This is a genomic window from Mesorhizobium sp. BR1-1-15 (assembly GCF_020165475.1).
In the GTDB taxonomy this organism is placed as follows: Bacteria; Pseudomonadota; Alphaproteobacteria; order Rhizobiales; family Rhizobiaceae; genus Mesorhizobium.
Window position 1 is genome coordinate 44,339 of record NZ_JAIUIF010000006.1, and the last position, 24,056, is coordinate 68,394.

Sequence of the window (24,056 nt, forward strand, 5' to 3'; positions counted from 1 at the left end):
ACGTCCACCCTTCCAAGCCAAAAGGCGGGAGACAAGTCCCCCGCCTTTTTTCATTGGCTGTCTGCCGCTGCCTAGTGCAGGCGGCCGCTGGCGTGGGCCAGCATGGTGTAGACCTTGCCTGTATCCGAGGTCAGGTAGGTCTGCGCCATGATGTTGTCGCGGTCGTTGCGCGACACGTCCTTCAGCAGCTTCTCGAAATCATCGCAATAGCGGTCGACGGCGGCGCGGAACTCTGCCTCCGTCTGGTACTTGCGACGGATCTCGTCGAACGTCTGCTGGCCCTTCAACGTATAGAGCCGCCGCGTGAACACGTCACGCTCGCCGCGCCGGTACCGATTCCACAGTTCGATCGACGCATCGTGATCGATGGCCCGTGCGATGTCGACGGACAGCGAGTTCAGTGATTCCACGACGTGAAGCGGCGAACGCTGGGCAGGGGCGGCGCGCGGTGCGTCGGCGGGTGTTGCCGGCTTGGCTTCGTCCTCGCGTGACGCCCCGCTCAGCAGATCGCGCACCCAGCCGCCCTGTTGCGTGCGGGCGCCGGCGTCGGGACGCTGGCGCGGCGCCGTGTCGGCGGGGCGCTCCAGGTCAAGCGTGCCGCGTAGCGCCGTGCCGCCCGCCGGCGCCTGCGGCGCGCGAAGTTCCGGCTGTGGCGCGGGAGCGCGGCGCGGCGGCTCTGCCGCGCGGGGCGCTGCCGGGGCTTGCGGCGCCGGGCGCAAATTGCGCGATTCCGAGGGCTCTCCACCACTGCGGCCGGACTTCGCAACGATGTCCGAAAGCTCCTTCAGGGCGTTGATCTGCTCGGAAACCGCGCGGCGGATGGCCGATGTCGATTCCTTGGCCTCTTCCGGCATCTCGATGACGCCCTTCTTGAGCTCGGCGCGGGTGAGGTCGAGCTCGCTCTTGATGGCGCCGGCGGTGCGGCGCATCTCCTCGGTCGCGTCGGAGAAGCGCTTGGTCGCCGAATCGACGACGTCGGTGATGGCGTTGCGGATCTTGTCGGCCGATTCCAGCGTCCTGCCTTCCGCATTTTGCAGCGTCTGGCCGACCAGATTCTCGAACGAGCGCATGACCCTTTCGAGATCTTCCGACTTCTTGACCAGGCCGACAGCGAGATCCTCAAGCGAAGACTGCCTTTCGAGCGTGTGTTCGAGGTTGCTCTGGGCCGAGCTCAGGAGGTCCGAAGCACCGGCGAGCAGGCGGCTGTGTTCATCGAACTTGGTGGCGATCGACGCGACCTCGCGCAAGGTCGACGACGACAGTTCCGTCAGCCTTGTCGTGTTCGAATCGACCAGCCTTGCCGAGCTGGCGAAGGTCTGCGCCGCTTTCTCGGTAGTTGCCGCGAAGCTTTGCGTGCTGCCGGTCAGGCGTTCGTCGACCTGGCCGAGATTGGCCGCGGCCTGTTCGATCAGCTGACCGAGCTGCGCGCTCGACGTGGTCATTCGGCCGATCAGGTCGGCGACACTGTCGGATAGCGACGAGCGGGCACCTTCGACCGCCGAAAGGGTCTCGGCGGTGCGGCTGGCGAGCGCGTTGACGAGGGCTGCGTTTTCGCTGCGCAGCTTCTCGGCGGCACGTTCGGTGACCTCTTCCATGCTCTTTTGCAGTTCCGAGCCGCCCTGGGCGAAACGCTCGACCAGCGGCCGCGCGGTCTCGTCGAGGATCTTCGACATCTCCGCCGACCGTGCCGCGAGCATGGTGTTGAGCTCGCGGGTGTTGGCGCCGATCGTCTTGGCGGCGTCGTTGGTGCTCTGGCCGATATGCTGGCCGACTGCGGTGAAGGTCTCCGCGATGACATTGGCGCGCGACACGAGTTGCGCTTCGGCGCTCGACACCTGCTCGCTGAGCTTCTGGCCCATCGTCTCGGCGGTATGGGCTAGCCGGTTCTCGACGCTGGCGATCTGCTCTTCGACGCGGGCAGCAGCCGTTGCCGCGGTCGATGCGAGCCGCTCGTCGGCGCCGGCGAGCGCCTGCTCGATTTCACGGGCATGCGCGGCCAGTTCCTGGCCGGTCTGGCGCGCACGGTCGGCGACCCTCTGCTCCGTGCTGGTGAAGGCGCCAACGATGCTCTCAGCATGTTCGCCGATGGTCGAGGTGCTGGCGGCGATGCGGGAAACCAGTCGGTTGTCCGCATCATCGAAGATGCGGGCGATTTCGGAGGCGCGGCCTGACAGCGCTTCCGAACCTTCGGCGATGCGCGAGACCAGGTGCTGGTCGGCGGCGTCGAAGATGCGGCCGAGATCCGCTGCACGCGCGGCAAGAGCTTCGGCCGATTCGCCGATGCGCATGCCGAGCCGCTGATCGGCGCCTTCGAAATTGCGCAGGATATCGCCGGCGCGCGCGGCTAGCGACTGTGCCGTTTCGACGGCCCGGGCAACCAGCTTCTGGTCGGCCGCGTCGAAGGTGCCGGCAATCTCGCTCACCCGAGCCGCCAACTGGTCGGCGGTCTCCTGGGCGCGGGCGGCCAGCTTCTGGTCGGCCGCGTCGAACGTGCCGGCGATTTCGCTTGCACGGGCGGCAAGCTGATCGGCGGTTTCATGGGCTCGCGCCAGCAAGGAACTGGACGCATCGTCCGCGCGGGCAAGCAAGGCGCTCGACGTGTCTTCCGCACGGGCGTGGAGACGGCGATCCGCCTCCTCGAAGGTGCGGGCGATGTCTTCAGCCCGAGCCAGCAGGGCGGCCGAGGTCTGCTCGGCGCGCTCGGCGATCTTGCGATCCGCATCGGAGAAGGCCTGGCCCGCCTGCTCATGCAGGACGCTGGTGACTTCCAGGACCTTCTCGCGCAAGGCGCCGGCCACGAAGACGGCGCTCTTCTCGAGCACGTTGCGCACATTGTCGACGCCTGTCGACAGCGCACGCTCCATGGTGCCCGCACGCTCCTCGATGATGCCGGTCTGGCGACTGAACGCCTGCTCGATCTTGTCCACGTCGGCGGCGATCGCAGCGGAGATGTCGGTGCTCCTGGCCGCGATCTGGTCGATGTGACCCGACAGCGAACGATCGATATCCTTGCGGGTCTCGGCGAGCCTGCCGAGATCGTCTTCCAGCGCGCGGCTCAGCACGTCGCGGCCTTCGGCCAGCTTGCCGACATGTCCGGCGATGATGCCGTCGAGATCGCCACGGCTCTCCGACAGCCTCTGCAAATCGGCCTCCAGCGCGCGCTTGAGGATGTCGCGGCCTTCGGCCAGCTTCTCGACCTGGCCGGCGACAAGGCCGTCGATGCTCGAGCGGCTTTCGGCCAGCTTGGCGAGATCGTCCTCGAGTGCCTTCGACAGCACCGAACGCTCCTGGACAAGCCGCTCGGAGTGGCTGTTGACCAGTCCGTTGACGTTTTCCAGATCGTCTTCGAGTGCCTTCGACAGCGCCGAACGATCCTGGACAAGCCTTTCGGAGTGGCTGTTGACGAGAGTGTTGACGTTTTCGAGGTCGGCTTCGAGCGCCCGGGCGAATTGTCCCCGATCTTCGACCAGTTTCTGGGACTGGTCGGCGACGGTGCTCTTGATCGTATTGAGATCGGCTTCCAGCGCACGGCGCAGGATGTCGCGGCCTTCGGCCAGCTTCTCGACCTGGCCGGCCACCAGCCCGTCGATGCTCGAGCGGCTTTCGGCCAGCTTGGCGAGATCCTCCTCAAGCGCTTTCGACAAGGTCGAACGGTCCTGGACCAGCTTGTTCATGTGGTCGGCAATGACGCTGTTCACGTTCTGCAAGTCGGCCTCGAGAACCCGCGACAGCTGCCCACGGTCCTCGGCCAGCCTCTCGGATTGGCTCGATATGACGCCCTTGATCGCGTTGAGGTCGGATTCCAGCGCCCGCCTGAGAATATCGCGGCCTTCGGCCAGTTTCTCGACCTGACCGGCGACCAGGCCGTCGATGCTCGAGCGGCTCTCGGCGAGTTTGGCAAGGTCGGCTTCGAGGGTCTGCGACAGCAGGCTGCGATCCTCGGCCAGGCGGCCCGAATGGTCCTCGATCAGCCCGCGTATGCTGGACAGATCGTCCTCCAGCGAACGGCCGAGCTGCGAGCGGTCTTCCGCCAGTTTGGCCGAATGCGCCTCGATGAGATCCTTGATGCCGGCGATGTCGTTCTCCAGCGCCTTGGCGAGTACCGCGCGGCCCTCGGCGATCTTCTCGACCTGACCGGCGACAAGGCCATCGATATCGGCGCGCGTGTCCACGAGCTTGCCGAGGTCGGTTTCGAGCGCGCGCGAGAGAATGTTGCGGCCCTCGGCCAGCTTGCCAACATGCCCAGCAACCATTTCGTCAATGATTGTACGGGCTTGCACCAGCTTTCCGGAGTCTTCGTTGAGAGCCTGGGAGAGCCGGTTGCGACCTTCTTCCAGCCTTTCGAGGTGGCTGCCGAGCGAAGCGTCGATGGCAGCGCGCGATTCGTTGACCTTGCGCAGATCTTCTTCGAGAGCGCGCGCGATCAGGCTGCGGCCTTCGGCCAGCTTCTGCACCTGGTCGGTTACCGCGGCATCGATGCCGGCACGGCTCTCGGCGAACTTGGCCAGATCGGCCTGCATCGCGGCCGCCATGCGCTCGCGGCTCTCGGAAAGGCTGCGGCTGTGATTTTCGACCGCTTCCTCTATGCCCACGCGGGCATCGGCAAGCCGCTGGATATCGGCATCGAACGAGCGCGAGACGACGTGGCGCGCCGCTTCCATGCGTCCGGCGAAATCGCTGGCGCGCGCTTCGAGCATGGACGAGGTCGACGTGACGATATCGGCCATGTCGGCGCCGATCTGGGTCTTGCCCTGGTCGATCATCGCCGTCAGCGTGTCCTTGCTCTCGGCGAAGGTGTGGGCGATTTCGCGCGCGCGTTCGACCAGCGTTTCGTTGATCTGCCGGGCGCGGGCTTCGAGTGCTGCGTTGAGCTTCTGCGTGCCGGTGTCGAGAGCCTCGGCGCGGGTCTGGAACTCGCTGATCAGCGCCTGGCCGCGCTCGGCGAGCGTGCGCTCGATGCCGTTGAGGCTGGCCTCGAATTCCGAATTGAGTGTGCGCGCGGCGCCACCAAGCAGCGACACCATGCCGTTGGTGCGATCGTCGAGCAGGTCGGTCAACGACCGGGTCAGGCCGTCTGTCGTGTCCGTCAGCTTGGCGATGCGCGTGTCGAGCAGGCTGGCGAAAGCCTCGCCGGAAGTCGAAAGCTTGTCGGTTATGGTGTCGAGCCGTCCTTCCACCGAATCGAAGATCGACAGCGAACTTTCGTTGATGCGGTCGATAAGCGTGTCGCCGGAATTGGTGATGGTCATCGACAGTTTGGTCGATGCATTGAGAATGCTGTCGCGGATGAGGTCGCTGGCAGCGCCGATTTCGTCCTTGAGGGTGTCGTGCGCGCCGGCGATCGAAGCGCGAACCCGCTCCGCATGGCTGACGACCGCCTCGCGCTCGCTGCCGAGCCCGTCGACGAGCGAGCGGATGCGGGTTTCGTTTTCCGAATAGGAGCGCTCGATCTGGTTGACCTCGCTGTGGACCAGCGTTTCCAGTTCGACGGCGCGGGCCAGCGTGCGTTCGATGCCTTCGCCCATGGCGGCCACCTCGCGGCGGACGGCTTGGCCGATCATCATGACGCGATCCTGGGCCATGTTTTCCGGCTCGGTGAGGCGGAAGGCCACTTCCGTCATCGACTGGGCGGCGATGCGCATGTCCTGCGCGCGGCGAATCATGGCGGCGAAGGCCCAGAACAGGATGACCGGCACGATGGCCGCGACAGCAAGGCCGATCAGTTCGGGACGGGCGAAGAACTGGTCGAGCGTGCGGATCCTCCAGATGCTCGGCCCGAAGAGGAGGTTGGCCAATCCGCCCGCGCCGGCGATCCAGGCCAGCGAAACGAAGGCGATAACCCAGTAGATCGTGTTCGAGGCGCGCCGGTTGAGGCTGTGCAGAAGCGTCTTGTAATCCTTCTGACGATCGTCATTGGCCGGCGAGAAGCCGGCGGGCTGACCGCCATTGCGTGTTTCGACGGGGCGCAGTTCGGCGGGTCTGGTCTTTGGCGCGGGATTCGCGGCCTGGGCTTGGTTGACGACGGGTGCCTGCGTCTGATTGCGTCCCTCGCGCGCCAATTCGTCGGCGGCCTGGGATATCTGCGCTTCCAGATCTTCCATCGAGGCCGCTATATCGAGGTCGCCGCTGCCGGTGTCGCCGCTGAGGTCGAGATCGAGTGCCTTCTCGAGTTCCCTGGCCACATCGTTGTCCAGAGATCTGGTCGTCGTTGTTTTCTTCGCCATGCCTTCGCTACCCTGTACTAGCTGCCGCGGGCTTATGATTTTGGTTGTCGCACCCACGCGCAGGAGGCTGAAAATGGACCCCTCGTATCGTAATGACACAGGGGGGTAAAGAAAACATGCATTCCGCGGGATACGTAAAACTTTAAATATAAGGTTAACGGAAGCGTGATTCCGGCGCCGCTTTCGCAACATTTTTTCCGGCCATCCATTAACCCGTTGTCCATTGGATTCGCCTAGTTTTTCAGGCGGCCGAAGAAGCGGAGTTCGAGTTCATGCGTGGCGAAAGCGGCATTGCCTTCTCAATGCCCGGGGGCGATGTATCGGGAACGAGGCGGTCCCGACCGGTCGATTTGGCACACCTTGCGCGGCAGACGATGGGCGACCGCGGCCTCGAACAGGAGGTGCTGGCGCTCTTTGTACAACAGGCGCTGTCGGTGCGCGACAGGATAGTCGATGCGGACATCAAGGACCGGCTGCTCCTGGCGCACGGCCTGAAGGGTTCGGCGCGTGGTGTCGGGGCCTTTGCCATTGCCGATTGCGCCACCGAGATAGAACGGCAGCCGGAAGACAGCCAGACGCTTACGCGGCTCGGCAAACTGATCGACGAAGTGCGCGATTTCATCGCCGCCATCAACCGCTAGACCCGTTTGCGGAAAAACGTCACCGAGCGGCGCTTTCTCGCCGCAGTTGACTTGTGTGCCCGAGTGATTATCTCGGCGGAAACTCCCTCAGGTGACAAATGACCAAACTGACCTTCATTGCCCATGACGGCACACATTTCGACGTGGATGCCGAGAACGGCTCGACGGTCATGGAAAACGCCATCCGCAATGCCGTGCCGGGTATCGAAGCGGAGTGCGGCGGCGCCTGCGCCTGTGCAACCTGCCACGTCTATGTCGACGAGGCCTGGACGGCGGAAGTCGGCGAGCCGGAAGCAATGGAAGAGGACATGCTGGACTTTGCCTACGACGTCCAGCCGAATTCGCGGCTATCGTGCCAGATCAAGGTGCGCGACGCGCTCGACGGACTGGTGGTGCGGGTGCCCGAGCGCCAAGGCTAAAAGCCGATTTTTGCCCGAGGCAATGAATCCGGGCAGGGGGTTCCTTGGGGGCCGGCTGTTGACGTCGCCTTGAATGGAAAACCCGCCTGTGCGGCGGGCCTCCGGCGCAACTCAGCACCATAACCAAATATCTACCATAGTTGCGGGCACCCCGTCAAGAAAAAATTCCTATCTTGGGAGATGCCGGCCATAAAAAATTGCCGGCGCAGCCGGACTGGCGGTCGTCCAGCCTTTCTTAATCCGGTTCGCAGCTCTGATTTTTGCCGCCACCGCTTGGCAGCAAGCCGGTGGTCATGCAGTCTCACGCCAATCCAGCAGCGAGGCGCGCACCATGACCGGCATCACCAGGACAGACGTACTCATTGTCGGGGCAGGGCCGGTCGGCCTGTTCGCCGTGTTCGAGCTCGGCCTGTTCGACATGAAGTGCCACCTGATCGACATCCTCGATCGGCCCGGCGGCCAATGCGCGGAACTCTATCCGGAAAAGCCGATCTATGACATTCCCGGCTGGCCGTCGATCTCGGCGCAAGGCCTGGTCGACAAGCTGCTCGAGCAGATCGCGCCGTTCAAGCCTGATTTCACCTACAATCGCATGGTCTCCAGTCTCGAGAGACTGGAGGACGGCGGCTTTCGCGTCACCACCGACGAGAACGAGGTGTTCGAGGCCAAGGTGGTGGTGATCGCCGCCGGCGGCGGCTCCTTCCATCCAAAACGCCCGCCCATCCCGGGCATCGAACCCTATGAGGGCAAGAGCGTCTTCTATTCGGTGCGCCGAATGGAAGATTTTCGCGGCCACGACCTCGTTATCGTTGGCGGCGGCGATTCAGCGCTGGACTGGACGCTCAATTTGCAGCCGGTGGCAAAAAGCGTGACGCTGGTCCACCGGCGCCCGGAGTTCCGCGCCGCGCCCGACAGCGTCAACAAGATGTACGCCATGCAGGAGATGAAGCAGCTGGACTTCCAGGTCGGGCAAGTGACCGGCTTGACCGGCGCCGAGGGCCAACTGACATCCGCCCTGATCAAGGGGCAGGACGGCGACATCGAAGTCCCTTGCACGCGGATGCTGCCCTTCTTCGGCCTGACCATGAAGCTCGGACCGATCGCACAATGGGGGATCAATCTTCACGAGAACCTGATTCCGGTCGACACCGAGAAGTTCCAGACATCGGTTCCGGGCATCTTCGCGGTCGGCGATATCAACTGGTATCCCGGCAAGCTGAAGCTCATCCTGTCGGGCTTTCACGAGGTCGCGCTGATGGCACAGGCGGCGAAGCGCATCGTCAGCCCGGGCGAACGCATCGTCTTCCAATACACGACCTCGTCGACCAGCCTGCAGAAGAAGCTCGGCGTGGTGGAGGCCTCTTGAGGCGTGCCGCTTCAGTCCGCCAGCACGGGGGCTTCGGGACGGCCCCGCAACGGTTTCTCCGGCATCAGGCTGAGCGTCAGCAGCGCCATGATCAACATCACCACGGCGGCGACGAAGATCAGCCCGAAGGCGGCAGCTTCGGCACCGGCGCCGGTCGCCTGCGCGCCTTCGCCCGCCAGCGGCAGCCCGTTGCCCAGGGCGACCGCACCGAGGATAGCAACGCCGAGCGCACTGCCCAGCGAGCGCAGGAACGTCAGAACGCCGGTGGCGACGCCAAGGTGCCTGGGGTCGACTGCGTTCTGGACAGACACCGTGGCCACCGGAAAGGTGGTTCCGCTGCCGAGCCCGACGCATGTCGTCAGGATCTCGACAACCAGCAGCGAGGCGTGCCCCGCCACCAGGCTGAGGACGCCGAGGCATAGAACGGCGAAGGCCAATCCGAAGATGGCGATCCGCTTGTAATGGACGAAACGCGGAATGGTGCGCCCGCTGAATGTCGCGCCGGCCACCGTGCCAAGCATCAGCCCCAGGAGGGCGGTGCCGGATTCGCTCGCCGACAGGCCGATGACCGACTGGAGATAGACCGGCAGGTAGACAGACAGGCCGATATTGGCCGCCTGCAGAAGGAACATGGAGAGCGTGCCGGCAAGGACGATCGGGTTGCTCAGTACCTCGAGCGAAATCAGCGGCTCGGTTGCGCGCAGCAGCCGCAGCGCAAAGGCGCCCCACAGGACCAAGGAACTGGCGACGAGCCCGAGGATCTCCGTCGATAGCCAGGGGTATTCGCTGCCACCCCAGTTCAGCGCCAGAAGCAGCAGGGCCGTGGCGGCGACGAGAAGCAGCGCGCCGGGCCCGTCGATGCGATGCCGTCTTGCCGCGACCGGCAGCTTGCGCAGCGGCTTGTTGATGATGGCCATGGCCAGGATGCCGAGCGGAATGTTGATCCAGAAGATCAGCGACCAATGGAGATGTTCAGCGAACGTGCCGCCGAGCAACGGCCCGGCGATGCTGGCGACTGCCCATGTGCCCGAGATCCAGGCCGCATAGCGTGCCCGCTCGCGTGGCGGCACAAGGTCGCCGATGACGGTCTGCGCCAGGGCAAAAAGCCCGCCGCCGCCGGCGCCCTGGATCGCGCGGCCGATCACCAGCACGAACATGTTGGGCGCCATCGCACTGACCAGCGAGCCGGCGAGGAAGATGAGGATCGCGCCATAGACGGTCGGCCGGCGGCCGTAGACGTCGGAGATCTTGCCGTAGAGCGGCGCCATGGCGGTTGCGGTCAGGAGATATCCGGTCACGATCCAGGGCAGGTACTCGGCGTGGCCGAGCGCTCGCGCGATGGTCGGCATGGCCGGCGCCACAATGGTCTGGTCAAGTGCTGCCAGCAGCATCGACAGGAGAACGCCGCCGATGATGGCGTTCTTTTCGCTTTCCGTCAGCGGCGCGCTCGCGGCCGCCACGGCCTGCTTGTCGACAGCCTGGTCCATAATCTTTCGTCCATATGCTTGCGCGCGCCGTCCGGTGCGTCGGCTGGGCTAGCCGGGTTGCATCCGCGGCGCGATCGGTCGTGATGCTCGTGTTTGAAGGTCGTGCCCTTGCCAACCCCTGATATGTCGTCCCGTATAGGCCGATTTCGACCGTTGCCCGAAAATTTTTCGAAGCTGGCACTACGCTTCGGCCCGGTTGGCTCGCACCGCCGCCCCTTTAGGCGACATGCATCAGGACATTCAGGTCGGCGGCAACCGGCCGTTGCCGATGCGCTCGACGCGATAGCGCAGGAGCCGCAGGATGCGGCTTTCGAAATTGACGCTTTCGACACGATCGAACTGCACCTGGGCACGGTCGTGTCTGGCGAGAATGGCGGCGGTGATCTGGGCGGCCTTGGCCTTCGCCGCATCGCAGTCCTTCTGCGGGTAAGCGGCTTTCAGCGCGTCTTCCAGTTCGCGGGCGTGATTCTTGGCGATCTCGACATGGCGTTCCTCATGGCGCTTGATGTCGGCCGACAGCGTGTCCCAGAACAGCCGCACATCCGCGTCGGCCTTGCGTGGGCGGCGCCATTCGGGAAGGATGACCTTGACCTTGACGGTCACGGCGGCGTCGGCGATCCGGCAAGAGCCGGACTGCCCGGCATAGCTGATGCGCGTGGTGAAGGCCATCTGGGTGGCGCCGGGATGCCGCGAGCCCGTGCTCTTCACCTGCGGACCACGTTTGGAAAGCTGTGCCTCGATGTCTTCTAGCGTCCTGCCGCCGACGGCGAAGTAGCTATATGTCTTGACGAGATTGGCCGCGCCCGCCGGAACGGCGGTGGCGGCAAGCAGCAATGCGCAAAGCAGGGTTCGTTTCATCAGGTTGCCTCTCGTCCTACCTTGCTTTACGGCCATTGCCGGCGCAACGGAATTGATCTGGTGCGGATCACACATGGTTGATGAGCCCCACGGTTGATGAGCCACACGGTTGATGAGCCCCATGGTTGATGAGCAATGACGGCGAGGCGATGGCAGTTGGCGCACGGGCGTCATCTCGACCTTGGCGACAAGGCCGTGGTGGTCGGCATTCTCAATGTCACGCCCGACAGTTTTTCCGACGGCGGTCTGTTCGATGCCGCCGAAACCGCGCTGGTCCAGGCGCGCCGCATGCTGGGCGAAGGGGCCCTGGTCGTCGATGTCGGCGGTGAATCGACCAGGCCGGGCGCGTCCGCGATCACGGCGGGCGAGGAGCAGGCGCGCATCCTGCCGGTGATCGAGGCGCTGGCGCGTTCCGGCGAGGTGCTGATTTCGGTCGACACCTATCGTGCGGAGACCGCGCGGCTGGCCGTCGCGGCCGGGGCGCATATCGTCAACGACGTCTGGGGCTTGCAGCGCGAGCCGGACATTGCGCGTGTCGCAGCCGAAACCGGCGCGGGGCTCATCATCATGCATACCGGGCGGGATCGCCGGAAACTGCCCGACGTCATCGCCGACCAGTTCGCGTTCCTCGAAAAATCGCTTGAAATCGCCCGCCGACACGGCATCGCCGACGATCATATCGTTCTCGATGCCGGCTTCGGCTTCGCCAAGGAGACGGCCGAGGATAACCTCGACCTGATGGCGCGGTTTTCCGAGCTCAACGCCCTCGGATTTCCGCTGATGGCCGGAACCTCGCGAAAACGCTTCATCGGCACCGTCACTGGCCGCGATGCCGCCGAAAGAGGGGCTGGGACCGCGGCGACAAGCGTCATACTTAGATTGAAGGGCGCCGACCTGTTTCGCGTCCACGATGTCGCAATCAACGTGGACGCGCTGGCCGTGGCGGATGCTATGCTGGCGCGCGAAACCGCCGCCGCTTCGGGACGCTGAACCATGTATGTCATCCGCCTGAAGAACTGCGCCTTCTTTGCCCGGCACGGCGTGCTGGACGAGGAGGAGGCGCTCGGCCAGCGCTTCTATGTCGACGCCTCGCTCACCGTGGAGCCCGGGCGCGCGCTGGTCGACGATGCCATCGGGGAAACCGTCAATTACGGTGTTGCCTTCACGGTGATCGAGGAGATCATCACCGGACACAGGCGCTTCCTGATCGAGGCGCTGGCCCTGGAAGTCGCAAAAGCCCTGACGGAACGCTTCCCGCAGATCAGGAAAGCCGAAATCACGGTCCGCAAGCCGAATGCGCCGGTGCCCGGCGTGCTCGATTACGTCGAGGTGACAGTTGTCTGGCCGCAGTAACACCGTCTATCTCAGCCTTGGCGGCAATCTTGGCGATCCGGCGAGTTCGATGGCGGCGGCGCTGCGCCTGCTCGACGCCGATCCCGCCGCTCGCGTGGCCGCGGTGTCCTCGCTCTACCGCACGCCGCCCTGGGGCAAGCTCGACCAGCCCGACTTCCTGAACGCCGCCGCCGAACTCTCGACACGGCTCTCGCCGCGGGCATTGCTCGACCTGTGCCTCGATGCAGAGCGCAAGCTGAAGCGCGTGCGTGAGGAGCGCTGGGGGCCGCGCCTCATCGATATCGACATCCTGGTTTTCGGCGACCGCGTCATCCACGAAACCGGCCTGGAAGTGCCGCATCCGCGCATGCTTGAACGTGCCTTCGTGCTGGCGCCGCTGGCCGAGATCGCGCCCGATCTTGCGGTAAGCGGGCGAAGCGTCTCGGAGCGGCTGGCCGCCGTCGATGCGGCCGGTATCGAACGCCTGCCGTCGGGCCGCGACTGGTGGCTGGATAGACCAGCGTCAGCCTGAGAACCCGCCATCGTCCAGAAAGGTTTTTTCCTCCGGCGTGGTTTCGCGGCCGAGCATCTTGTTGCGGTGCGGAAAACGGCCGAAGCGCCGGATGATGTCGAGGTGTTCTTCGGCGTATTTGAGGTAGTCCGGCGCATTGGCCGCGGTGAGCTCGACCGACCGTTCCTGGTCGGCGAGCAATTCCGAATGTTCGAACGGCAGATACAGGAACACCCGCAATTCCGGTTCGAGCACCAGGTCCTGGCCGGCCGTTACAGCTTTTTGGGCGAAATGCTTCGCCAGCGGGTCCGTGGCGTACATGTGGCCGGTGCCGCGAAAGCAGTTGCGCGGAAACTGATCGAGCAGGATCATCAACGCCAGCGAGCCTTCGGCATGCTCCGACCAGCCGTCGCATTCGCGCCGTGCGGCCGCGTAATGCAGCTCAAGAAAGCGGTTGCGGAAATCGCCGTCGAAAACATCGCTTTTCTCGAACCATGCGTCCGCTCCGGCATCACGCCAGAATCTGGTGACCGACAGGGCTCCGCTGTCCAAATCCATGCTTTTCTCCTATCAATCCGCCGGCTCGGACTTGTGCAGAACGCCGGCCGTTTCCTCGTTGAGCGCCTGACCGGGGCGGCGCGGCGTGGAGAGCGGCGTCGGGATCGGCGTGCCGATATTGCCCTTCAGGAAGCGCTGTCCGGAGCGGATGCCTTCGGCGAGTTGCGTCTCGAAGCGGGCGGTGTCGCGGCGGCGGACGTCTTCGACCACCTCGGCGACGTCTTCCGGGTCGACGCCCAGGGCCTCCAGCGTCGAACCGCCAAAAACCAGCGCCGATTCGAATGTTTCACGCAGCTGATAGTCGACGCCTGTGCGGATGAGCTGTAGCGCGGTGCCTCGGTCGAAGGCGCGCGCCAGCACGGTGAGCAAGGGAAACTCGGCTTTGACGAGCTCGGCGATGCGTACGGCGGCATCGGGTTTGTCGACGCAGATGAGCACGGCGCGTGCGCGCCCGGCACCGGCAGCGTGCAGGATGTCCAGCCGCGTGCCGTCGCCGTAGTAGACCTTGAAGCCGAAATCGGCCGCCGCCTGGATCATCTCGACATCGTTGTCGATGATCGACACGTCGATGCCGCGCAGCAGCAATGGCTGGCTGGCGATCTGGCCGAAGCGGCCGAATCCGATGATCAGCACGCTGCCGGTCAGCCCTTCGGCGACGTCGACGCCATCCAGCGACAGCTCGTCGCGCGGCGTCAGATACCGCAACGCGACGATCGCCAGCGGCGTCAGCACCATGGAGATGATGACGATGGCCGTCAGCGTCGCGTTGGCCTGGCCGTCGATGATGCCGACGGAAGCGGCGGCCGAATAGAGGACGAAGGCGAATTCGCCGCCTTGCGCCATGAAGACGGCGCGTTCCAGCGCCTCGCGATGGCCCGACTTCAGGATGCGGGCGACGATGTAGATGCCGAGCGCCTTCATGACCATGTAGGCAACGACATAGACGGCGATCAGCCGCCAGTTCTGAACCACCACATGCAGGTCGAGCGACATGCCCACGGCGAGAAAGAACAGGCCGAGCAGGATGCCGCGAAACGGTTCGATATCGGCTTCGAGCTGGTGGCGGAAGGTCGATTCGGACAGCAGCACGCCGGCCAGGAACGCGCCCATCGCCATCGACAGGCCGCTGAGCTGCATGGCAAGGGCGGATCCGAGAACGACCAGAAGGGCGGCCGCCGTCATCACCTCGCGAGCGCGGGCATCCGCCAGGATACGGAAGAAAGGGTTGAGCAGAAAACGTCCGGCCAGCACCAGGCCGATGATCGCGGCAAGGCCGATACCGACCTCGGCCAGCCGCTCCGACAGGCTGGTGTCGGTGCCGCCTGGCGCCAGGAACGCGATCAGGGCCAGCAGCGGCACGATCGCCAGATCCTCCAGCAGCAGGATGGAGACGATGCGCTGGCCCTTGGGCGAGGCGATTTCGCCGCGCTCTTCCAGAAGCTGCATGACGATCGCCGTCGAGGTCAGCACGAAGCCGGCTCCGGCGACGAAGGATTGCGCGATGGAAAAGCCTCCGGCTATTCCCACACCGGTCAGCAAGACCGCGCAGACCCCGACCTGAAGCGCGCCCAGGCCGAAGATCTCGCGGCGCAAGCCCCAGAGCCGCGACGGCTGCATCTCCAGCCCGATAATGAACAGGAACATCACGACGCCGAGCTCGGCGACGTGGAGGATGGCTCCCGATTCGGAAAACACACCGATGCCGAACGGGCCGATCACCACGCCCGCGGCCAGATAGCCGAGAATCGAACCCAGGCCCATACGTTTGAAGATCGGAACGGCGACAACACCCGCGGCGAGCAGCGCCACCACCTGAACAAGCTCGCTGCCCGCTGCCTCTGCCGCCATTCCCGCCATTCCGCTCGTTTGAGGACCGCAGCCTGTGCGGTCGGGTCAAGACGCCTCGGATCAGGCGCCAGCGCCCCAAGGATAGGGGCTTCGGCGGGCATGTAACAGCCCGAATCCTGCGGCGGGCAATGTTGCAGGCACGTTACACAAGTTGAGCGCGAGGCCGCGTTGCGTCTGGCTGCAATCGGAGGTTAAGCACGCTCGGCTTCGGCCAGTGGAGGGTGTGGCGATCAAGCCGCGCCCTTTTTGAGGAGATGACTGACATGAAGAAGTTTTTGCTCGTTGCCGTCGGCCTGGCGGTGCTCGCCGGCTCGGCTTGCTCCAAGGCGCCTGAGTGCACGGCCGAGGTCGCCACCAAGAAGGCGCAGGACATGGCCGCCGCGCTGCAGGAGGCGGTTACCAAGGATCCGTCCAAGGCGGCCGATCTGACGGCCAAGGTGCAAGAGGTGACGACCAAATATCAGGGCACCACGACCCTGGCCGACGCCTGCAAGGCCTATGATGAGGTGACGGCGGCGATCAAGGGCTGATCGTTCCTATCGACGTCTTCAAAAGGAGGCGGTGGCGATGGGCCGCCGTCTCTTTTTGTGTTTGGTTACAGGCGGTTGATACGCGCTCAGTTCGGCACGATGGAGCCGACTTCGATCGCGTCGACCCGCTTCAGGCTCATGCCGATCACCGGCACCAGCTGGTCCGCGACGCGCACTGCAACCGTCACCGTCATCGAATTGTCGTCGGGGATGCGTGCCTGCATGACGCCGCGCAGCTGGTTGCGGTTGATGGTGAACACCACCTTGCGGGCATCGACCACATTGCCGCCGATGATATCGAGGCCGGCACCGGCCGCGCCGCCCATGAAGGAGCCCTTGTAATCGCGCCCCTTGCGCTCGATCTTGGCCGACATCGGCTGGGTGAACATGCCCACACGGCAGCCGCCGTCGAGCGTCATGCCCATCTTGCCGTCGGGCGTCGAGCCGGTGAAGCTGCAATTGAACTTCGTGCCCTTGTATTTGCCGGCGACGATCTCGCCCGGGCCCACCCACTTGCCTTCGGCGGACCGGAAGAACTGCTTGTCCGGCTCCGCCGCGGACGCCTGTGCGGCAATGCCGGCGACAGTGGTGATCGCAACCGCCAGGGGCAACAGGCTGGACAGAATTACGCTTTTCATCGACGACACCCGGCAACAAAGAGGCTGTTTTGGAACCAGTGCGACCATGAACAAGATTGGTTAATGCTTCGTCACTGCCAAGGTCGTCGTTCACTTGCCAGGCGGGGTGTTCTCGCTTTCCTTCCTGCTTGCGAACGATGTCAGCGCGGAGAGGAAATCACCCAGTCCCGGCCGTTTTGCCGCACTGAAGGGCAGGGGGCGCGCCGTCTCCATCGCGGCGATGCCGATGCGCGCCGTCATCATGCCGTTGACGACGCCTTCGCCGAGCTTGGCGGAGAGGCGCGCAGCCAGGCCGTGGCCGACGATCTGCTGGACGAAACTGTCGCCGACGGCGATCGAACCGGTGACCGCCAGATGCGCCAGCACGCTGCGCGCCAGGCGAAAGAAACCCAGTGTTCCCGGCCGCCCGCCATAGAGTTCCGAAAGGCGCCGGATGAGGCGCCCGGCCTCGAACACGACATAGGCTACGTCGACGAGCGCACGCGGACTGACGGCCGTCACCAGCGACACGCGTTTGGCGGCTTCCAGGATCATGATCTTGGCCCTGGCGTCGAGAGGGCCAAGGATCTCCGCCTCAGCGAGACGCACCAGATTGGCGCCATCGATGATCTCGTCGCGCAGATCGGCCAGCGCGCGCCTGCCCGCAGCCGTTTCGGGTTTGGCCGCGACGAAGGCCGACAGCTCGTCGACCACCAATCGCGCCGCCTTGGGATCGTCGCGTGCAATCGCATCGAGCGCACGTTTCTGCAGCTTTTCGACCTCGGCAAGCCGGGCGATCGCCAGGAACTCGCGAATCAGGATCACCACCAGCGCCAGCACGGCGACGGCAGCCATGCCGGCCGCCAGCCAACCCAGCCACTCGGCGCGCGCGAACAGATCGCGAATGAGCTGATCGGTCCACAGGCCGATGGCCAGCGAAACCAGCACCCCGAACGCGCCGAAGAAGATGGAGCCAAGCAATGAACGTTTCCTGCGAGCGACCGCCGGCGGCGGTTCGGCAGCGACGATGTCCGGCTCGTCGAACACGTCGATCTCCGACGGGATGACCAGCGCGACATCGCTCTTCACCGCGCGGGGCTTGCGCTGTGTGTCGGTCTGGACACGGCGCGCCTCCGGCGCCCCGGCCTGGGCACGGCGCGCCTGCGCCGCGTCCTGCTGCGATGTGGCCTCCGGTTCGATGCGGAATGCCGCCGGCTTGCGGGGCGCGGTCATGCCAGATGGTCTCCGATCAGGAACTGCAAGGCACGGTCGAGCCGGATATGCGGCAGTGACAGCATGACGCCCTCGGCCGTGCGCTCGAGTTTTGGCGGGCGAAAGCGCACGAAGCGGATCGCCGGGTCGGTATTGTCCTGCCTGTGCGCTCCCCCGGGAGCTTCGAAGACAGCATCAATTTTCTCCGGTAAATCACCGGGAAATATGGCCGTTTCAGCTTTCCCGTCAAAGGTGTCGCCATTGATTGTCTCGCCCGCGAGCGGTGTGCCGATGATGACCGGCAATATCTCGCGGCCCTGTTTGACGGTGCCTTCCCGTGTTGCGCGCACCGCCGCCATGGCGACGACGTCGACGCCGGCGCCGGTGAAATTCGCCCGCGCCACGGCGCGGTCTGCCAGCCGCCGCACGATCGCCTGCAAGCGGTCATGGCTGTCGTGATGCAGGTGGTCGGCCTTGGTGGCGGCGATCAGGATACGATCGATGCGCCGCGAGAAAAGATCGGTGAGGAAGCTGCCGCGTCCAGGACGGAAACAGGCGAGGATCTCGGTCACCGCGCGCTCCAGGTCGGCCATGGCTCCGGGGCCGGCGTTCAGCGCCTGCATGGCGTCGATCAGCACGATCTGGCGGTCGAGCCGGGTGATGTGTTCGCGGAAGAAGGGTTTGACGACATGGGTCTTGTAGGCCTCGTAGCGCCTTTCCATCATCGCATGCAGCGAGCCGCTGCGCGGGCGCTTGTCGCCCAGGCTGGCCAGAGGCGCGAAGGTCAATGCGGGCGAGCCTTCGAGATCGCCAGGCATCAGGAAACGGCCCGGTGGCAAAGTCGAAAGCGCCCGCTCGTCGAGCTTGCAGGCTTTGAGATAGGCGGCGAAATCCTCGGCCAGGCGGCGCGCCGTCATCTCCTCGGCATCGGCGTTCGGGTCGATCTCGGCCGATAGCGCCCGCCAGGCCCGCGACAGATCCTCGCGCACCGGCAACGCAGCCATTTCAAGGGCTTCGCGCGAAAAATCGGCGAAGGATTTTCCGAGCAGCGGCAGGTCGAGCAGCCATTCGCCGGGATAGTCGACGATGTCGACCGACAGTTTTCCGGAGGAAAACATCCTGTTCCAGCCGGAAGCCGATTCATATTCGATGGTCAGCCGCAATTCGGAGATGGCGCGTGTCGAATCGGGCCAGACGCGGTCGTTCACCAAGGCGGCGATATGGTCCTCGTACTGGAATCGCGGCACCGCGTCGTCGGGCTGCTCTTCGAGGAAAGCGCGCGCGATGCGCCCGGATTTCTGCGCCTCGAACAGCGGCAGGCGCCCGCCATGAATAAGGTTGTGGACCAGCGCCGAGATGAAAACCGTCTTGCCCGCCCTGGAAAGGCCCGTGACGCCCAGCCGCAGCGACGGCGAAAATAGCCCGCTGGCGCGGCCCGAAAGCGTGTCGAGCGCAATTCTCGCCTCGTCGGTGAAAGTGGTCAGCGATGACGCCAAAATTGTCTCTCGATGCTGCGACAGGTCCGATATAGGCGTTGCCGTGCTGGTTTGAAATGGCGTCAGAGGTCAGCCGGCGTCAGGAATGCCTCGAGATAGCCGGCACCCTGGGCGGCCCCGGCAAGATCGCCGCTGAAGCGCACGACCGCCAGGCCCGAGGTCGGGAAACCATGATTGAGCATGGCGCGGGCGCTTTCCTCGCCATCGCCGGACACCGCCATGGCGAGATCCTCCGTCATCGGATTGTGGCCGACGAGCAGCATCGAACCCACCCCACCATTGTCCCGGATGAGGGTGAGGTACGCGGCCGCGTCCTCGCTGTAGAGCGCGTCGACGAACAGAACCCGGCCGGTGTCGGCCCGACCGGCCACGCCTTCCAGCGTCTCCTTCGCGCGCCGGGCTGTGGAGCAAAGCGTCAGATCGGGCACATAGGAGCGCGACCGCATGGCGATGCCCATCGCCTCCGCATCAGCGCGGCCGGACGCATCGAGCGGGCGATCGAAATCACGCATGCCGGGCAGCGCCCATCCGGCTTTGGCGTGCCTCAACAGATAAAGCCTGCTCACCCAACCTCCACCGTGCCAACAGCCCGAACCTTGCTGTGATTAGCCATAAGAACGGCGTGGCGCACAATGGCAGTCGTTTTTCGGACATGACGAATCATCAGCCGGCGGCTGCCAGTTCGAAGGATCCGGTACCTAAGACCAGCCCGAATCACCTCAATCGCGCTCATCGAGGCAGATTAACAATTGCGTGAATCGGTAATCGATTGCGCTTGTGCAGGCGTTTGACCGCGAATATATAGGCGCCAAATTTGGGGCTGTTTGGGTGAGTCGAATGAACGATGCCGTTACCGCCGATTACGTACCCTCCGAAGACGAGCCGTTCATGAACGAGCGGCAGAAATCCTACTTCCGCTCAAAGCTCGTCACCTGGAAGAACGACATATTGCGCGAAGCGCGCGAAACCCTCGAAATCCTACAGCAGGAAAACGCCAATCATCCCGATCTAGCCGACCGCGCCTCTTCGGAAACCGACCGCGCCATCGAACTCAGGGCGCGCGACCGCCAGCGGAAACTCATCGCAAAGATCGATTCGGCCTTGCAGCGCATCGAGGAAGGCACTTACGGCTATTGCGAGGAGACCGGCGAACCGATCGCGCTGAAGCGGCTGGATGCCCGCCCGATCGCAACCTTGTCGATCGAAGCGCAAGAGCGCCACGAGCGCCGCGAGAAGGTCTATCGCGACGACTAGCCTGCGGTCTGCATTCAAGAAGATTTCAGCGACATCACTGTCGAAATGGCCGGTTTTCCGGCCATTTCTTTTTGAGATCCGGGCGATGCGCTCAAAAACCCCGATCGGTTTTCGGGCCCGGGCGCAAGCGCTGCTCATCTTTTCTGGCTGGAGAGTTCGCCCAGAAGCCTGGTCATCTCGTCGTCGAGCGACGGCGGTGTTTTTGCCACCGGCTTATTCGCCGGACTGCTCGAGCGGGGCTGGTCGAGCGAAACCTCGAGTTCCTTCATCAGCGTTTCATCGATGCTTTCCTGCCCCGGCGGTGGTGAAGCCGGCGGCGGGGCATGCCGGACGGCATTGACGTTTGCGGAGCCGTAGGAAGGCAGCGGCGTGACATTGGTCGGCTGATAACCCTGCGCCGCCGGCTTCGGCACCGGCTCCGGAGCGCGCTGGCGGGCGGGTGGCGCTGCACTCACCGGCTGCGGAGCAGGTGCCTGTCTCGCCGGCGCCGGGGTGGGCTGAGGCGCACGCGGCTTTGCCACCGCGACAGGCTGCTGCGAACCGCCGTCTCCGGTCAGCGCGGGACGGCGTGGCGCAGAAAGGCGGATGTCACGCTCGACGACGACATCGGTCGGGCCGCCGATCAAAAGCAGATGCTCGATGTCGTCGCGGCGCACCAGCACCAGGCGGCGATGGCTGTCGACGGCGGTGGCGTCCATGACCGCAAGCCGCGTCTTGCGGTTCCGGCCGCCCGCGACAAAGGTGCCGAAGGTCAGGTTGCGAACGAGTTTGACGATGATGAGGACGATGACCAGCAGGACCAGCGCCGCGAAGGTCCACAGCAGTGCCGCTACATAGCCGGGGCCCGCTACGCTATCCAGCCATTGCAGCATTGGTTCCCCCTGATCGGTTTGGAAGTGACGCGACACTAGACCGTTGCGGCGGGCTACCGCAAGTTGCCTTTCACGCTTCATGAACAGCTTGAAACACTGGAGGGCTGGCCGACGTCATTTTTATCTGACATTTGCCGCCCGGGCCTTTTCGGGACCAGGAGAATGTGATTCAACCCGACAGGGGCGGGCGTCGGCACACATTGCGGCGAGTATCGGAACACCGGACTTCAAGAGCAGGGGGCACATGGCCAAGGAAACGCGCGGCGATTTCTATCCGGTACCGATCGTCGATCAGAACACGCGGCCGGGCGCCGTTACCCGGCTCGTCATCTTCATTGCCGTCCTGACGGGGGCCGCGATCGTTTTCGGCCTGTTTCGCGAGCGGCTCGGCGACCCTTTCCTGCTCGGCATGCTCGGCGTGCTGGCGATGATCGGCGTCGGCTTCCTGTTCGCCACGGCGATCGGCTTCGTGCAGATCACGCCACGCTCGACGGGCGACGAACTGTCGAAGGCATTCGTCGATTCGATGTCGCAAGGCCTTCTGGTCACGGACACCAAGGGCCGCGTGGTCTATGCAAACCGCGCCTATGCCGACATGACCGGAGCCTCTTCCGCGGCCGACCTGAAGACGGTCGAAGGGCTGCTTTCGGATGTTCCGGAAGCTTCGGTCACCATCTACCGACTGGCCTCCGGCCTGCGTGACGGCCAGCCGGGCGACGGCGAATTCCGACTCGCGCAGTCGATCAAGCCTGGTGCTGAGCCCGGCGCGCGCTGGTATCGCGCCCGCGCTCGCACCTTCAGCGTGCCGGGCCAACGGCTGCCGATGCTCGCCTGGCAACTTGCCGATATTTCGCAGGAACGCGCCGAGCAGGAGCGTTTCTTCCTGGACCTGCAGAAGGCGATCGATCATCTCGACCACGCGCCCGCCGGCTTCTTTTCCGCCGACCAGGAAGGCCGCGTCACCTATATCAACGCCACGCTCGCCGAATGGCTGGGTATCGACCTTGCCAGCTTCACGCCCGGCGCCGTGTCCCTGCCGGAGATCGTCGCCGGCGACGGCATGGCGCTGGTGCGCTCGGTCAAGGCCGACCCCGGTACGACGCGCAACGCGGTCATCGATCTCGACCTCACGACGATGACGGGCGAGGCGCTGCCGGTGCGCTTCATGCATCGCGTTTCAGCCAGCCGCGAAGGCCTCAACGGTCCGACGCGCACGATCGTGCTCAACCGCACGCAAGGCGAGGACGCCTCGGCGGACCTGCGCGCCTCGGAAGTGCGCTTCACCCGTTTCTTCAATTCGACGCCGATGGCGATCGCCGGCGTCGACGCCAGCGGGCGCATACTGCGCACCAATGCGCCGTTCCTTTCGCTGTTTTCATCGGTCGTCGATCGGGACGCCGTCGACCGCCGCATGCGGCTCGACACGGTCATCCACGAACGTGACCGCCCGGCCTTTGCCGCGGCCTTCGAAAAGGCAAGGCAGCGGCAGGCCGATATCGAGCCGATCGACACGCTCCTGCCCGGCAATGAGGAGCGCCACATCCGTTTTTACGTCAATGCGGTCGCCGACGGCACAGGCGGCGAGGGGGCCGAGGAGTCGGCCATCGTCTACGCCGTCGAGACGACGGAGCAGAAGGCGCTCGAAGGGCAGATGGCGCAAAGCCAGAAGATGCAGGCGGTCGGCCAGCTTGCCGGCGGCATCGCGCACGACTTCAACAATGTGCTGACCGCCATCATCATGGCGTCGGACCTGCTTCTGACCAACCATCGGCCGTCGGACCCATCCTTCCCCGACATCATGAACATCAAGCAGAACGCCAACCGGGCAGCCTCGCTGGTGCGGCAGTTGCTGGCCTTTTCGCGCAAGCAGACGCTGCGGCCGGAAGTGCTGAACCTCACCGACGTGCTCGCCGATCTCAGGATGTTGCTCGCCCGTCTGGTCGGCAACGACATCAAGCTGAAGATCGACCACGGTCGCGATCTCTGGCCGGTCAAGGTCGATATCGGCCAGTTCGAGCAGGTGGTGGTCAACCTGGCGGTCAACGCGCGCGATGCAATGCCGGCGGGCGGCGACCTCACGGTGCGCACCCGCAATGTGACCGCCGAGGAGTGCAAGACCTTCCCCTACCGCGAACTCACCCCGGCGGACTATGTGGTGGCCGAGGTCGAGGACACCGGCAGCGGCATCGCGCCCGACGTGCTCAAGAAGATATTCGAACCGTTCTTCACCACCAAGGAGGTCGGCAAGGGCACCGGCCTTGGCCTGTCCATGGTCTACGGCATCATCAAGCAGACCGGCGGCTTTATCTTCTGCGATTCCGAGGTCGGCAAGGGTTCGGTCTTCCGCATCTTCCTGCCGCGCCACATTGCCGAGGCAAAGAAGGCAGGCGAACCTGGGGAAGCACCGGCAGCGGTGCCTGCCAAGTCGGCCGAGACAGGCAAGGATTTGTCCGGGTCGGCCACGGTGCTGCTGGTCGAGGACGAGGATGCGGTGCGCATGGGCGGCATGCGGGCTCTGACCTCGCGCGGCTATACCGTGCACGAGGCGTCCTCCGGGGTCGAGGCGCTGGAAGTGTTCGAAGCGCTCGGCGGCAAGGTCGACATTGTGGTTTCGGATGTGGTGATGCCGGAGATGGACGGGCCGACGCTGCTCGGCGAGTTGCGCAAGCGCCAGCCGGACATCAAGTTCGTCTTCGTGTCCGGCTATGCCGAGGATGCATTCGCCAGGAACCTGCCGGCGGACGCGCATTTCGGATTCCTGCCGAAACCGTTTTCGCTCAAGCAGTTGGCAACGATCGTCAAGGACATGCTGGAGTCTTAGGCCGTGAACC

19 protein-coding genes are annotated in these 24,056 nt (G+C 64.6%); 9 read left to right on the top strand and 10 right to left on the bottom strand.

Going from position 1 to position 24,056, the window contains the following annotated elements:
• Positions 1-71: 71 nt before the first annotated feature.
• A complete protein-coding gene (locus LB541_RS12795; protein WP_224618580.1) occupies positions 72-6,224 on the bottom strand; it encodes a kinesin in 6,153 nt (2,050 codons plus the stop codon).
• A gap of 272 nt (positions 6,225-6,496) precedes the next feature.
• On the opposite strand from LB541_RS12795, the gene LB541_RS12800 reads away from it, so the two are divergent.
• The 3 genes from LB541_RS12800 (at position 6,497) to LB541_RS12810 (ending at position 8,650) form a co-directional block, all read left to right on the top strand.
• Complete coding sequence (locus LB541_RS12800; protein WP_140525377.1) at positions 6,497-6,865, top strand: Hpt domain-containing protein; 369 nt, start codon at positions 6,497-6,499, stop codon at positions 6,863-6,865.
• A 98-nt stretch (positions 6,866-6,963) separates the two neighbouring features.
• Positions 6,964-7,284 carry a 2Fe-2S iron-sulfur cluster-binding protein gene (locus tag LB541_RS12805; RefSeq protein WP_137931040.1) on the top strand — a complete coding sequence of 107 codons (321 nt, stop codon included), beginning with the start codon at positions 6,964-6,966 and terminating at the stop codon, positions 7,282-7,284.
• A 331-nt stretch (positions 7,285-7,615) separates the two neighbouring features.
• Complete coding sequence (locus LB541_RS12810; RefSeq protein WP_140674544.1) at positions 7,616-8,650, top strand: NAD(P)/FAD-dependent oxidoreductase; 1,035 nt, start codon at positions 7,616-7,618, stop codon at positions 8,648-8,650.
• An 11-nt stretch (positions 8,651-8,661) separates the two neighbouring features.
• On the opposite strand, the gene LB541_RS12815 is transcribed toward LB541_RS12810, so the two are convergent.
• The gene (locus tag LB541_RS12815; protein WP_224618582.1) at positions 8,662-10,137 is read right to left on the bottom strand and encodes an MDR family MFS transporter; all 1,476 of its coding nucleotides are present in this window, start codon (positions 10,135-10,137) and stop codon (positions 8,662-8,664) included.
• A 240-nt stretch (positions 10,138-10,377) separates the two neighbouring features.
• Entirely contained in the window at positions 10,378-10,995 is a 618-nt protein-coding gene (locus LB541_RS12820; RefSeq protein WP_181168435.1) for a DUF922 domain-containing Zn-dependent protease, read from the bottom strand.
• 135 nt (positions 10,996-11,130) lie between these two features.
• On the opposite strand from LB541_RS12820, the gene folP reads away from it, so the two are divergent.
• From folP to folK, 3 genes are read left to right on the top strand one after another with little or no spacing between them, the layout of a single operon-like run.
• Positions 11,131-11,985, top strand: a complete 855-nt coding sequence (gene folP, locus LB541_RS12825) for a dihydropteroate synthase (protein WP_140557791.1) — start codon at positions 11,131-11,133, stop codon at positions 11,983-11,985.
• Between the two features lie 3 nt (positions 11,986-11,988).
• Positions 11,989-12,348, top strand: a complete 360-nt coding sequence (gene folB, locus LB541_RS12830; protein ID WP_140498905.1) for a dihydroneopterin aldolase — start codon at positions 11,989-11,991, stop codon at positions 12,346-12,348.
• Positions 12,332-12,859 (top strand): 2-amino-4-hydroxy-6-hydroxymethyldihydropteridine diphosphokinase, encoded by a 528-nt coding sequence (gene folK, locus LB541_RS12835; RefSeq protein ID WP_140656374.1) that lies wholly within the window; start codon positions 12,332-12,334, stop codon positions 12,857-12,859. The genes folB and folK overlap by 17 nt, the downstream gene beginning before the upstream one ends.
• Here folK and LB541_RS12840 read toward each other — a convergent pair.
• Both LB541_RS12840 and LB541_RS12845 read right to left on the bottom strand, forming a co-directional pair.
• Positions 12,851-13,396, bottom strand: coding sequence for a DUF924 family protein (locus LB541_RS12840; protein WP_140584347.1), 546 nt, complete (start codon positions 13,394-13,396; stop codon positions 12,851-12,853). The genes folK and LB541_RS12840 overlap by 9 nt on opposite strands.
• A gap of 12 nt (positions 13,397-13,408) precedes the next feature.
• Positions 13,409-15,244: a monovalent cation:proton antiporter-2 (CPA2) family protein gene (locus LB541_RS12845; RefSeq protein WP_140515288.1), complete on the bottom strand. Its 1,836-nt coding sequence runs from the start codon at positions 15,242-15,244 to the stop codon at positions 13,409-13,411.
• Between the two features lie 263 nt (positions 15,245-15,507).
• Between LB541_RS12845 and LB541_RS12850 the strand changes: the two genes are divergently transcribed.
• Complete coding sequence (locus LB541_RS12850) at positions 15,508-15,774, top strand: hypothetical protein (protein ID WP_140547541.1); 267 nt, start codon at positions 15,508-15,510, stop codon at positions 15,772-15,774.
• An 86-nt stretch (positions 15,775-15,860) separates the two neighbouring features.
• Here LB541_RS12850 and LB541_RS12855 read toward each other — a convergent pair whose 3' ends face one another.
• From LB541_RS12855 to LB541_RS12870, 4 genes are all read right to left on the bottom strand, one after another.
• Positions 15,861-16,412, bottom strand: a complete 552-nt coding sequence (locus tag LB541_RS12855; protein ID WP_140761822.1) for a hypothetical protein — start codon at positions 16,410-16,412, stop codon at positions 15,861-15,863.
• Between the two features lie 90 nt (positions 16,413-16,502).
• Entirely contained in the window at positions 16,503-17,624 is a 1,122-nt protein-coding gene (locus LB541_RS12860; RefSeq protein WP_140498894.1) for a YcjF family protein, read from the bottom strand.
• Positions 17,621-19,099 (bottom strand): YcjX family protein, encoded by a 1,479-nt coding sequence (locus LB541_RS12865; protein ID WP_224618592.1) that lies wholly within the window; start codon positions 19,097-19,099, stop codon positions 17,621-17,623. The genes LB541_RS12860 and LB541_RS12865 overlap by 4 nt, the downstream gene beginning before the upstream one ends.
• A 62-nt stretch (positions 19,100-19,161) precedes the next feature.
• A complete protein-coding gene (locus LB541_RS12870; protein WP_224618594.1) occupies positions 19,162-19,665 on the bottom strand; it encodes a SixA phosphatase family protein in 504 nt (167 codons plus the stop codon).
• A gap of 271 nt (positions 19,666-19,936) precedes the next feature.
• Between LB541_RS12870 and dksA the strand changes: the two genes are divergently transcribed.
• Positions 19,937-20,353 (top strand): RNA polymerase-binding protein DksA, encoded by a 417-nt coding sequence (gene dksA, locus LB541_RS12875; protein WP_140498888.1) that lies wholly within the window; start codon positions 19,937-19,939, stop codon positions 20,351-20,353.
• 134 nt (positions 20,354-20,487) lie between these two features.
• On the opposite strand, the gene LB541_RS12880 is transcribed toward dksA, so the two are convergent.
• Positions 20,488-21,225 carry a flagellar biosynthetic protein FliO gene (locus tag LB541_RS12880; protein ID WP_181169945.1) on the bottom strand — a complete coding sequence of 246 codons (738 nt, stop codon included), beginning with the start codon at positions 21,223-21,225 and terminating at the stop codon, positions 20,488-20,490.
• Positions 21,226-21,469: 244 nt separating this feature from the next.
• Here LB541_RS12880 and cckA point away from each other — a divergent pair, with 244 nt between their 5' ends.
• Complete coding sequence (gene cckA, locus LB541_RS12885) at positions 21,470-24,046, top strand: cell cycle histidine kinase CckA (RefSeq protein WP_140898481.1); 2,577 nt, start codon at positions 21,470-21,472, stop codon at positions 24,044-24,046.
• The last annotated feature ends 10 nt before the right edge of the window (positions 24,047-24,056 follow it).

Coding starts and splice junctions, on each gene's coding strand:
- LB541_RS12795 (WP_224618580.1), bottom strand. CDS start 6,224: ATGGCGAAGAAAACAACGACGACCAGATCTCTGGACAACGATGTGGCC.
- LB541_RS12800 (WP_140525377.1), top strand. CDS start 6,497: ATGCGTGGCGAAAGCGGCATTGCCTTCTCAATGCCCGGGGGCGATGTA.
- LB541_RS12805 (WP_137931040.1), top strand. CDS start 6,964: ATGACCAAACTGACCTTCATTGCCCATGACGGCACACATTTCGACGTG.
- LB541_RS12810 (WP_140674544.1), top strand. CDS start 7,616: ATGACCGGCATCACCAGGACAGACGTACTCATTGTCGGGGCAGGGCCG.
- LB541_RS12815 (WP_224618582.1), bottom strand. CDS start 10,137: ATGGACCAGGCTGTCGACAAGCAGGCCGTGGCGGCCGCGAGCGCGCCG.
- LB541_RS12820 (WP_181168435.1), bottom strand. CDS start 10,995: ATGAAACGAACCCTGCTTTGCGCATTGCTGCTTGCCGCCACCGCCGTT.
- folP (WP_140557791.1), top strand. CDS start 11,131: ATGACGGCGAGGCGATGGCAGTTGGCGCACGGGCGTCATCTCGACCTT.
- folB (WP_140498905.1), top strand. CDS start 11,989: ATGTATGTCATCCGCCTGAAGAACTGCGCCTTCTTTGCCCGGCACGGC.
- LB541_RS12840 (WP_140584347.1), bottom strand. CDS start 13,396: ATGGATTTGGACAGCGGAGCCCTGTCGGTCACCAGATTCTGGCGTGAT.
- LB541_RS12845 (WP_140515288.1), bottom strand. CDS start 15,244: ATGGCGGCAGAGGCAGCGGGCAGCGAGCTTGTTCAGGTGGTGGCGCTG.
- LB541_RS12850 (WP_140547541.1), top strand. CDS start 15,508: ATGAAGAAGTTTTTGCTCGTTGCCGTCGGCCTGGCGGTGCTCGCCGGC.
- LB541_RS12855 (WP_140761822.1), bottom strand. CDS start 16,412: ATGAAAAGCGTAATTCTGTCCAGCCTGTTGCCCCTGGCGGTTGCGATC.
- LB541_RS12860 (WP_140498894.1), bottom strand. CDS start 17,624: ATGACCGCGCCCCGCAAGCCGGCGGCATTCCGCATCGAACCGGAGGCC.
- dksA (WP_140498888.1), top strand. CDS start 19,937: ATGAACGATGCCGTTACCGCCGATTACGTACCCTCCGAAGACGAGCCG.
- LB541_RS12880 (WP_181169945.1), bottom strand. CDS start 21,225: ATGCTGCAATGGCTGGATAGCGTAGCGGGCCCCGGCTATGTAGCGGCA.
- cckA (WP_140898481.1), top strand. CDS start 21,470: ATGGCCAAGGAAACGCGCGGCGATTTCTATCCGGTACCGATCGTCGAT.